Origin of the sequence: Bradyrhizobium sp. STM 3843, from assembly GCF_000239815.1 — a bacterium.
GTDB lineage: Bacteria > Pseudomonadota > Alphaproteobacteria > Rhizobiales > Xanthobacteraceae > Bradyrhizobium.
Map to the genome: position 1 here is coordinate 34659 of NZ_CAFK01000319.1, position 11133 is coordinate 45791.

Annotated in this window: 10 protein-coding genes; 8 read left to right on the forward strand and 2 right to left on the reverse strand. The window is 63.9% G+C overall.

Annotated features, from left to right (window positions below; all coding sequences use genetic code 11):
• Positions 1-55: 55 nt before the first annotated feature.
• From BRAS3843_RS35225 to BRAS3843_RS35240, 4 genes are all read left to right on the forward strand, one after another.
• The gene (locus BRAS3843_RS35225; RefSeq protein WP_008974035.1) at positions 56-1228 is read left to right on the forward strand and encodes an acetyl-CoA C-acetyltransferase; all 1173 of its coding nucleotides are present in this window, start codon (positions 56-58) and stop codon (positions 1226-1228) included.
• 188 nt (positions 1229-1416) lie between these two features.
• A complete protein-coding gene (locus BRAS3843_RS35230; RefSeq protein WP_008974037.1) occupies positions 1417-2946 on the forward strand; it encodes an acyl-CoA synthetase in 1530 nt (509 codons plus the stop codon).
• 361 nt (positions 2947-3307) lie between these two features.
• A complete protein-coding gene (locus BRAS3843_RS35235; protein WP_008974038.1) occupies positions 3308-4381 on the forward strand; it encodes an alpha/beta hydrolase in 1074 nt (357 codons plus the stop codon).
• A gap of 114 nt (positions 4382-4495) precedes the next feature.
• The gene (locus BRAS3843_RS35240) at positions 4496-4885 is read left to right on the forward strand and encodes a hypothetical protein (RefSeq protein WP_008974039.1); all 390 of its coding nucleotides are present in this window, start codon (positions 4496-4498) and stop codon (positions 4883-4885) included.
• Positions 4886-4958: 73 nt separating this feature from the next.
• On the opposite strand, the gene BRAS3843_RS35245 is transcribed toward BRAS3843_RS35240, so the two are convergent.
• Complete coding sequence (locus BRAS3843_RS35245; protein WP_008974040.1) at positions 4959-5681, reverse strand: hypothetical protein; 723 nt, start codon at positions 5679-5681, stop codon at positions 4959-4961.
• 200 nt (positions 5682-5881) lie between these two features.
• On the opposite strand from BRAS3843_RS35245, the gene mbfA reads away from it, so the two are divergent.
• The 4 genes from mbfA to BRAS3843_RS35265 all read left to right on the forward strand — a co-directional run bounded on the left by mbfA (position 5882) and on the right by BRAS3843_RS35265 (position 9850).
• Entirely contained in the window at positions 5882-6853 is a 972-nt protein-coding gene (mbfA, locus tag BRAS3843_RS35250; protein WP_008974041.1) for an iron exporter MbfA, read from the forward strand.
• Positions 6854-6864: 11 nt separating this feature from the next.
• A complete protein-coding gene (locus tag BRAS3843_RS35255; RefSeq protein WP_008974042.1) occupies positions 6865-7737 on the forward strand; it encodes a hypothetical protein in 873 nt (290 codons plus the stop codon).
• A 27-nt stretch (positions 7738-7764) separates the two neighbouring features.
• Positions 7765-8307, forward strand: a complete 543-nt coding sequence (locus tag BRAS3843_RS35260) for a cytochrome b (protein ID WP_008974043.1) — start codon at positions 7765-7767, stop codon at positions 8305-8307.
• A gap of 73 nt (positions 8308-8380) precedes the next feature.
• Positions 8381-9850: an amidase gene (locus tag BRAS3843_RS35265; RefSeq protein WP_008974044.1), complete on the forward strand. Its 1470-nt coding sequence runs from the start codon at positions 8381-8383 to the stop codon at positions 9848-9850.
• A 183-nt stretch (positions 9851-10033) separates the two neighbouring features.
• On the opposite strand, the gene BRAS3843_RS35270 is transcribed toward BRAS3843_RS35265, so the two are convergent.
• A complete protein-coding gene (locus BRAS3843_RS35270) occupies positions 10034-11122 on the reverse strand; it encodes a Zn-dependent alcohol dehydrogenase (protein ID WP_008974045.1) in 1089 nt (362 codons plus the stop codon).
• Between the last annotated feature and the right edge of the window lie 11 nt (positions 11123-11133).

The following is an 11133-nucleotide window of genomic DNA, read 5'->3' on the forward strand; positions in this document are numbered from 1 at the left end:
ACTGCTCGTTTAAATCGCCTCCAACCACGAAGACCAAGTCTAGGGAGGAAACCCCATGGCGGAAGCCTATATCGTTGCGGCTGCCCGGACCGCGGGCGGCCGCAAAGGGGGACGTTTGTCCGGATGGCATCCGGCGGATCTCGCGGCCAAGGTGCTGAATGCCCTGGTCGATCGCTCCGGCGCGGCGCCGGATCAGATCGAAGACGTGATCATGGGCTGCGTGATGCAGGCCGGCGAGCAGTCCAACAACATCGCCCGCAACGCGGTGCTCGCCTCCAAGCTGCCCGAAAGCGTGCCCGGCACCTCGATCGACCGTCAGTGCGGTTCGTCGCAGCAGGCGCTGCATTTCGCAGCCCAAGCCGTGATGTCCGGCGCCATGGATGTGGTGATCGCCGCCGGCGTGGAATCAATGACGCGGGTGCCGATGGGGCTCGCCTCGAGCCTGCCGGCGAAGAACGGCTTCGGCCATTACAAGAGCCCCGGCATCGAGAGCCGCTATCCGAACATCCAGTTCAGCCAGTTCACCGGCGCGGAGATGATGGCCGAAAAGTACGGCCTCTCCAAAGACGAGCTCGACGAATACGCCTATAACAGCCATCAGCGCGCGATCGCGGCGACGCAGTCCGGCCATTTCAAGGACGAGATCGTTGCGCTCGAGATCGTCAGAGCCGACGGCTCGACCGACACCCACACGATCGACGAAGGCATCCGCTTCGACGTCAGCCTCGACGGCATCAAGGGTGTCAAGCTGATTGCCGAGAACGGCAAGCTGACGGCGGCGACCGCAAGCCAGATCTGCGACGGCGCCTCCGGCGTGCTCGTCGTCAACGAACGCGGCCTCAAATCGCTCGGCGTCAAACCGCTCGCGCGGGTCCATCATATGACCATGATGGGCGGCGATCCCGTGATCATGCTTGACGCGCCGCTGCACGCGACGAAGCGCGCTTTGGACAAGGCCGGCATGGGCATCGACGACATCGACCTGTTCGAGGTCAACGAGGCCTTCGCCTCGGTGCCGACCGCCTGGCTGAAGACCACCGGCGCTGATCCTGACAGGCTGAACGTCAATGGCGGCGCGATCGCGCTCGGCCATCCGCTCGGCGGCTCCGGCACCAAGCTGATGACGACGCTCGTGCACGCGCTGAAGCAGCGCAACAAGCGCTATGGCTTGCAGACCATGTGCGAAGGCGGTGGCATGGCGAATGTGACGATCGTGGAACGATTGTAAGCGCTGGCCCGAGCAACGGTGTCGTCCCCGCGAACGCGGGGACCCATAACCACCGATGCAAGTATGAGTCGTAAGCTGGAACTCCAGCTTGGCCCAACACAGGATTTCGTGGTCATGGGTCCCGGCTCGCGCTCGCTCCGCTCGCTTGGCCGGGACGACAGCTTTGCTCCTCTCAGCGGTGTGCCCTCATGACCCACCCCTCCATCCACGCCCGCACACATCCCGACAAGATCGCCTACCAGATGGCCGGCAGCGGCACGGCCATCAGCTATCGCGAACTCGATGAGCGTTCGAATCAGGGCGCACATCTGTTTCGCGCGCTGGGGCTGAAGCCGGGCGATCACATCGCCTTCCTGATGGAGAACCGGCTTGCCTTCATGGAGATCGCCTGGGCGGCACAACGCTCGGGCCTCTACTACACGGCGATCAGCCGCTACCTCACCAAGGACGAGATCGCCTACATCGTCAGGGATTGCGGCGCCAAGGTCTTCATCACCTCGCCGGGTTGCGCCGCGCAGGTCGCCGAGCTCGTGACCGGCACGCCGGGCGAGCCGCTCTTCTTCATGCTCGACCAGGCCGAGCCCGGCTTCCGCGCGTGGGACAAGGAAGTGGCGGCGCAGCCGCCGACGCCCATTGCGGACGAGGTTGCGGGCTACGACATGCTCTATTCGTCCGGTACCACCGGCCGGCCGAAGGGAATCAAGAAGGCATTCGAGAACAACAAGATCGACCAGCCGAACCCGTTCCTGCGGGTGCTCTGCGCCGACATGTGCGGCATGAATGCAGAGAGCATCTATCTGTCGCCGGCACCGCTCTATCATGCCGCGCCCCTGCGCTTCAACATGATGACGATCGTGCTCGGCGGCACCTCGATCATCATGGAGCATTTCGACGCCGAAGAGTTCCTGAAGCTGGTCGAAAAGCACAAGGCCACGCAATCGCAGCTGGTCCCCACGATGTTCGTGCGCATGCTGAAGCTGCCGGACGAGGTGCGGAAGCGCTACGATGTTTCCTCGCTCAAAGGCGCGATCCACGCGGCCGCGCCCTGCCCGGTCGACGTCAAAGCGAAGATGATCGACTGGTGGGGCCCGATCCTGATCGAGTATTACGCGGGCTCGGAAGGCAATGGCGTCACCGTGTGCAACTCGCAACAATGGCTGGCGCATCGTGGCAGCGTCGGCCGCGCCGTGGTCGGCAAGGTCAAGATCCTCGGTGAAGACAGCGAGGAAATGCCGACGGGCGAGATCGGCACGGTGTATTTCGCCGATGCGCCGGTCTTCACCTATCACAACGATCCCGAGAAGACGAAGCGTGCCTACAACGAGAAGGGCTGGTCGACGCTCGGCGATGTCGGCTATCTGGATGCCGACGGCTTTCTCTATCTCACCGACCGCAAGTCCTACATGATCATCTCGGGCGGCGTGAACATCTACCCGCAGGAGACCGAGGACATCCTGATCACCCATCCTGAGGTGGCCGACGTCGCGGTGTTCGGCGTGCCGAACGAGGAGATGGGCGAAGAGGTCAAGGCGGTGGTGCAGCCACATGATATGAGCCGCGCCGGCAAGGAGTTTGAGGAGCAGCTGATCCTGTTCTGCCGCAAGCACCTGTCCCCGATCAAATGCCCGCGCTCGATCGACTTTGAACCGGAGCTGCCGCGCACGCCGACCGGCAAGCTGGTGAAGCGGCACTTGCGCGAGCGCTATTGGCCGAAGTAGGCATCAGCATAACCGCCATCGTGGCGACAGGTCGGCGTAGGATCTGTCGCGCTGATCATGACTCTCTCCCCTTGCGGGAGAGGGCTACACAATCGCTTGCGACATACTCACTTGGGTGAGGGGTTCGTGCTGCAATCGTAGATCTACGAGGAGGAGAGAACCCCTCAGCCGGCAGCCTTCGGACGATGCTTCGCATCGCCGCGCGGCTGCTACCCTCTCCCACCGCGACGACGGCTCCGCCGTCGCGCCGAGGGGAGAGGGTGCACAGGAGTACGCCGCCATGACTGAAGCCCCTCTTCCGCCGCCACCGCTTCCGCCGTCCATCCGTTCGCGCCAGGTCGAGGGCGTCAACGGTCTCTCCATGCACGTGCTGGAAGCTGGCTTCGAGAGCGAGGGGCGGCCCTGCATCCTGCTGCTCCACGGCTTTCCGGAGCTGGCCTTCAGCTGGCGCAAGGTGATGCCGGCGCTCGCGGCCGCCGGCTATCACGTGATCGCGCCGGACCAGCGCGGCTATGGCCGCACGACCGGATGGAGCGCGGATTATGACGGCGATCTCGCGCCCTTCCGGCTGACCAATCTAGTGCGGGATGCACTCGGTCTGGTCTATGCGTTCGGCCATCGCAAGGTCGATGCCGTGGTCGGGCATGATTTCGGCAGCCTGGTCGCGGCGTGGTGCGCAGTGATCAGGCCCGACGTCTTCCGTTCGGTCGTGATGATGAGCGCGCCGTTCGCTGGACCGCCATCGCTGCCGTTCGGAACGGTGGATACGCCGCCAGCTACCCAGGCCGAAGATCCCGTGCATCGCGCGCTTGCAGCGCTGCAGCGACCACGCAAGCACTATCAATGGTACTACTCGACACGACAGGTCAACGCCGACATGCATCGCCCGCCTCAAGGCCTGCATGCCTTTCTGCGTGGCTACTATCACCACAAGAGCGCGGATTGGCCCGGCAATCAACCCTACCCGCTCCAGGCCTGGACGGCGGAAGAGCTTGCGAAGCTTCCGACGTATTACGTGATGGACCTCGACAAGACGATGGCGAAGACGGTTGCCGAAGTGATGCCGGACCAACAGGCGATTGCGAACAATCGGTGGCTTCCTGATTCCGAGCTTGCCTTTTACAGCGCCGAATATGAACGCACCGGATTCCAGGGCGGACTGCAATGGTATCGCTGCGGCACGTCGCGACTTTTCGACGCGGAGCTGCAGACGTGGTCCGATCGCCGCATCGAGATTCCATCGGCGTTCATCTCGGGCAAGCGGGATTGGGGCACTTATCAGAAGCCCGGCACGTTCGAAGCGATGCAAACGCGCGTCTGCACCAACATGGTGCTGTGCGAATTGATCGATGGCGCTGGACATTGGGTGCAGCAGGAGCAAGCCGAATCAGTCAATGAGTTGCTGCTCGGATTTATGAACAGACTGACAGGATGAACAAATCGACAGCCTGAATTTCGACGTCGTGCTGAACCATTTAGCTGCGTCGGGGAACGAACCCGTTGGGCTGACGTTTCCGCATCCGGGCGATGCGCATCAGGAGGAGAATTGATGGATAAGAAGATCGCTAGTTTGTTGGGCGCGGTTGCCGCCGTCGGCGCGCTCGGCGCAGCGCAGGCCTCGCCGGCACCGGCACCGACCGATGTCCTCAGGGCCAATTCCTACGCGGATCTGCTCGAACCGATTCCGAATGCGGCGAAGGTGCTGCAGGCGCTCGACGAGCAGGCGCCATCGACGGAGCCGACGGTGCAGGTGGCGCAGTGGTATCACCATCACCACCATCATCATCACCACCATCACGGCTATTGGCGCGGCTATGGCTATGGCGACGACTATTACGAGGGCGGTCCGCGGGTCTACGTGGCCCCGCCTCGGCGCTGGTATCACCACCACCATCATCACCATCACCACCACCATCACTGGTACTACGACCGCTATTGATCGCGCGGTGATGGCATGACGGAACGAGGCGCCGATCCGACGGGGTCGGCGCCTCGCTTTTTGGCCGCGAGCCTCAGGACTTGCGCGCCTTCTCCTTCGCGGCGCGATGGAGATGGCGATAGGTGCCGTCGAACACGGTGTCGGTGGTCGACGTCCATTCCGTGCCTTGGGCCAAGTTCGGCCGGCTGGCATGGATGCGGCGCGCCTGCAACTCGCGCTCGGCCGCTTCATCCGGGGTCATCGGCTCGAGCGCAAAGTTCGCTTCTTCGGGGATCACGATCACCTGGGCGAACGGCTCGCCAGGACGGAAGATGTGCGTGCGCCCTTCCGCCGGCGCCTTGAACACGCAGAAGAACAGCATCGGCCACCAGTTGCGGATCAGCGCGGGCACAGCGATCGGCACGGTGTCAGTTGGGTCGGCGTAGAAGCGCGGATGCGGCTCGGTCCGAATCGCGTATCCCTTCGGCGCCTTCAGATCGAGCAAGATCTGATAGGTGTAGAAATGATCGCCGAAGTTGCGGAACGGCGGCCACTGCAGGGTCGGTGACGGCGGCTCGCCCCAATCGCCTGAAAAGCTGAGCTTGCCGTCGCGCGTGGTGACGTGCAGTTCGAAATCATACGGATAGAACAGCTCGATGCCATATTGCGCGCCTTCCGAGAACGGCACGCAATGCCAGACCTGCTCGTGCGAGCCGTCCGCACGCGGCTGACGCTCGCCGGCCCAGCCGGGAATATCCATCTTGGTTCGCCGCGGCGCCAGTCGCGGATCGTTCATGCGGAATTTGACGGTCTCCATAGCAACTCCCGTAGTGTCTCAATGCGGAACTCGAACCGCGACCGCCCAAACAGGTTCCGTGGCCGCCGCGCAACGCCTGCAAATGTTTCGCGGAAGCAGAGCGGCAGCAATTTGACCGGGTCACGGCAAATCCATATAGACTTTAGAAACGTTCTAAATCAGAAAACGTTGGCTGGAGAGCCAATCCGGGGACTCTTGGAATGAAGAATTTTGCCGATCTGACCGAGCGCGAGATCCTGGCGATCGCGATCTCGGCGGAAGAGGAAGACGGTCGGATCTATATGACCTTCGCCGAAGATCTGGCGGAGCGCTACCCGGACTCGGCAAAGATTTTCGAGGAGATGGCCGAGGAGGAGAAGGGCCATCGGCACATGCTGCTCGAGATGTATGAGCAGCGCTTCGGCCCCAACCTGCCCCCGATCCGCCGCGAGAACGTCAAAGGCTTTCTGCGCCGCCGCCCGATCTGGCTGACCAAGAACCTGCCGCTCGAGACCATCCGCAAGGAGGTCGGCACCATGGAGTTCGAGGCCGAGCGCTTCTACGCCAAGGCCGCCGAACAGGCCAAGGATGTCGGCGTGCGCCGCCTGCTCGGCGATCTCGCCGAGGCCGAAAAGGGCCATGAGAAGGTCGCGGCGCAACTGACCGACAAGATCCTGACCGAGGGCGTGCGGGAGAAGGAAGACGAGACGCGGCGCCGCATCTTCGTGCTGCAATACGTCCAGCCCGGTCTCGCCGGGTTGATGGACGGCTCGGTCTCCACCCTCGCGCCGCTGTTCGCAGCCGCTTTCGCGACCCATCAGAACTGGCAGACATTCCTGGTCGGGCTTGCCGCCTCGATCGGCGCCGGCATCAGCATGGGCTTTGCCGAGGCGCTGTCCGATGACGGCTCGCTGACCGGCCGCGGCTCGCCCTGGCTGCGCGGCGCAGTCTGCGGCGCCATGACGGCACTGGGCGGCCTCGGGCATTCGCTGCCCTATCTGGTCCCGGACTCGCTGCCGAACGCGTTCTGGATCGCAACCGCGATCGCGAGCCTCGTCGTGTTCTTCGAATTGTGGGCGATCGCCTATATCCGCGCCCGCTACATGGATACGCCGTTCCTGCAGGCGGTGTTCCAGATCGTGCTGGGCGGCATCATCGTGCTCGGCGTGGGCATTCTCATCGGCGCAGCTTAAGTGGGGCTATCATGATAGGCTTTTTCGGTTCGACACATGGTCGCGCCTCGATCCCGGTCGGCCTGGCGGCACTGTCGCTGGCGCTCGCCGCCCCCGCCCGCGCCACCGACGAGATCCAGGTCTACAACGCCGGCATCGCAGCGCCCGGACAGTTCACGATCCAGCAGCACCTGAACTACATCCCGCTCGGCGTCAAAGACGCGCCGTTTCCTGGCGGCCTGGTCTCCAATCACAGCCTGAACGGCACGCCGGAATTCGCCTACGGCATCACTGATTGGTTCGAGCTCGGCCTTTACCTGCCGTTCTCGGTGCAGGACAACAAGTTCTACTCGGACTACTTCAAGATCCGCACCCTGTTCGTGACACCACACGCCGACCAGAAGACCTTCTTCTACGGCATGAATTTCGAGCTCTCCAACGATGCGCCCGCCTTCGCGCAAACGCGCTGGGCGTTGGAAATCCGTCCTATCATCGGCTGGCGCAACGCCGATTATGAGTTCATCGTCAACCCGATCGTCGACGTCGGCTTTGGCAAGTACGGCGAGGCGGATTTTGCCCCGGCGGTGCGGCTGGTGCGCAAGTTCGGCCAGGACCTGTTTGCCGGCTTCGAATATTATGCCGATTTCGGCAAGATCGGCTCCTTCTCACCGCTGCAGGAACAGCAGCATACGCTGTTCGCGGTCACCGATTTCAAGGTCGGAGTCTTTGACGTCAATTTCGGTGTCGGCTATGGCCTGACGCCGTCCTCCGATCGCTGGGTGGTCAAGAGCATCATCGGCTACGCTTTCCCTGTGCCCGGCGGCAATCCATCCTCCAGCGAACGCACACCGACCGGGGGCATCAATCCGATGGCGCATGCGTCGATGCGGACATTCCAGCCGTAACGGCGTCCATCAGCAAGGATCTCCGCCATGACGCGTCAATTGCATTACGGCACACCCGCCAAGGTCTTTCACTGGCTCGTCGTTGTGCTGCTCGCTGTCCAGTATCCGATCGGCTGGCTGATGCCGGACATTCATCGCGGCATGCAGCCGGGCGTGCCGATGACGCTGCACGTCTCGTTCGGCCTCACGCTCCTGGTCGTGATCGTGCTGCGCTTCATCTGGCGGCTCACCCACCCGGTGGCGCCGGAAAGCACGCTGCCGGCCTGGCAGCGGCTGAGCTCCGAAGCCGTGCACTGGATGCTCTATGTCGCGGTGCTCGCAACCACGCTGACCGGCTGGCTGTTCGCCTCGTTCCGCGGCTGGACGCTGACATTCTTCTACCTGTTTCCGTTCCCGATGCTGGCCTCCGACAATGCGGCGGCTGGCCGCGTCATCGACGGGCTGCACCAGGCCGCCGAATGGCTGCTGCTCGCGCTGATCGTGATCCATGTCGGTGCGGCGCTGGTCCACATCTACGTCTATCGCGACCGCATCATGCAGCGCATGCTGCCGGGCGAGCCGAGCGTTTAGCAATTAAAGTCAAACGATCGCCATTCGCTTCGGCTAGAAGCGCCCCAGCAGATCAAAATGGGGGGAGCGCGCCTTGACCAAATCGCGATGGAGTTTTGCCACCGCCGTCGACACCGCGAAAGCGCTGGCGGCCAGAGAGGTCTCGGCGGTCGAGCTGGCGCAGCATGCCATCGACCGCATCAAGCGACATGACGGCAAGATCAACGCGATCTGTGTCCGCGATTTCGACCGGGCGCTGGAGGCGGCCCGCGCCGCTGATGCGGCGCTGGCCCGCGGCGAGACCAGGCCGCTGCTCGGGGTTCCCCTGACGGTGAAGGAATCCTTCAACGTCGCTGGCACGCCGACCACCTGGGGTTTTCCGCAGCACAAGGATTTCAAGCCGGCGGAGGACGCGCTGGCGATCACGCGGGTGAAGGACGCCGGTGGCGTGATCCTCGGCAAGACCAACGTGCCGATCGCGCTCGGCGACTGGCAGAGCTACAACGAGATCTACGGCACCACCAACAATCCGTTCGACCTCGGCCGGACGCCGGGCGGCTCGTCCGGCGGTTCTTCTGCGGCGCTGGCCGCAGGATATGGTCCGCTGTCGCTCGGCACGGACATCGGCGGCTCGCTGCGGGTGCCGGCCTTTCATTGCGGCATCACCGCGCATAAGCCGAGCTATGGACTCGTTGCGACGCGCGGGCATCTGCCACCGGCGCTTCCGGCCATCCCGATGCAGCGCGATCTCAGCGTGATCGGCCCGATGGCGCGCTCGGTCGCCGACCTCTCGCTCTTGCTCGACGTCCTCGCCGGTCCCGACCCGCTCGATGCAGGCAAGGCGTATCGGCTGGAGCTGCCGCCGCCGCGCCACACCCGGCTGCAGGATTTTCGCGTGTTGCTGATCGCAACCGACCCGGTGATGCCGACCGGCAAGGCCGTGCGCGGGGCGATCGAGCGACTTGCGACCAACCTCGCCGAGGCCGGCGTCGCGGTGGTGCGCGAGAGCCCGCTGCTGCCGGACTTCGCCGCGTCCAGCCGAGTCTACATGCGGATGCTGCTGTCCGCGCTGAGCCTCGGCATGCCCGCCGACGCCTATGCCGGCGCGAAGGACGCCGCAGTAAAGCTTGCTACTGACGACATGAGCCTCGCTGCCGAACGCCTGCGCGGCATTGCCCTCGGCCATCGCGATTGGCTGGCGGCCGATGGCGCCCGCGCGCGGCTCAAGATGCAATGGCACCGCCTGTTCGAAAGCTTCGATGCCGTGATCTGCCCGATCATGCCGACACCGGCCTTCCCGCACGACCACTCGCCGGACCAGGAGCAGCGCCGCATCACAATCGACGGCGTCGATCACGTCTATACCGATCAGCTCACCTGGCCGGGGATCGCCACCCTGCCCGGCCTGCCCGCGACCGCGATCCCGCTCGGCCTGGCGGACGGCCTGCCGGTCGGCGTGCAGATCGTGGGACCCTTTCTCGAGGACCGCACCCCGCTCAAGCTCGCCGAGCTGATCGAGCGCGAATTCGGCGGCTTCGTCCCCCCGCCGATGTTCGATGATTGAGCGGCTTGCTCATCTGTCGTCCCTGCGAAAGCAGGGACCCATACCGCGGGTTGCCTCGATTCTGTTGAACTGCTCGTTGCGCACACAACGATAGTCATTGGTTCTGGGTCCCGGCTCAAGGCCGGGACGACAGACTAACAGTCCGCCTCTGTTCGCCGTCCTGTGCCCCCGAACGATAGCGGGCTACGCATCAAACACCACCACGCTGCGCAGCGTCTTGCCGGCCTTCATGTTGGCGAAGCCTTCGTTGATCTCCGACAGCTTCAGCTTGGCCGAGATCCAGTCCTCCAGATGCAGCTTGCCGCGGAGGTAGAACTCGACCAGACGGGGCATGTCGACCCGGAAATGGTTCGAACCCATCGACGAGCCCTGAATACGGCGCTCGCGCAGGAAGTCGAAACCGTGCAGCTCGATCTTCTGTCCGAACGGAATCATGCCGACGATGGTCGCGGTGCCGCCGGGCGCCAGCATCGCGAAGGCCTGCTCGGCGGTCTCCTTGCGTCCCAGCACCTCGAAGGCGTGATGCACGCCACCCTTTGTCAGCTCGCGCACCTGCTGCACGACATCGCCATCCGCGGGATTGATGATGTCCGTGGCACCGAGTTTCGTCGCAAGCTGCAGCTTGGCCGGATTGGTGTCGATGGCGATGATGCGGCCGGCGCCTGCGATCTCCGCGCCGTTGATCGCAGCCATGCCGACGCCGCCACAACCGATCACCGCGACGGTCTCGCCGGCCTGCACCCTCGCCGTGTTGACCACCGCGCCGTAGCCGGTGATGACGCCGCAGCCGATCAGCGCCGCGAGATCGAGCGGCATGTCGTTGCGGATCTTCACGATCGCATTCTCGTGCACCAGCATCTGCTCGGCGAAGGATGAGAGATTGAGGAACTGGTGCAGCTTCTCCGACCGTGCCCATGACAGACGATTGGAGGCACCCGGCGGCATCTTCACGGTCGTATCGGTGCAAAGCACCGGCCGGCCGGTGGTGCAGTTGTCGCAGGTGCCGCAGAACACCGAGAGGCAGGTCACGACGTGATCGCCCGGCTTCACATAGGTGACGTCGGAGCCGACTTGCTCGACGATCCCAGCGGATTCATGGCCGAGCACCGCGGGCAGCGGATGCGGGTAGAGCCCTTCCATGAAATGCAGGTCGGAATGGCAGAGGCCGGCCACCGCGGTGCGGATCAGCACCTCGCGCGGCCCCGGCTTGGGCACACTGACACCCTCGATCACCAGCGGCTGGTTGACCTCCATCAGCACGGCAGCCTTCATCGTATCCTCCC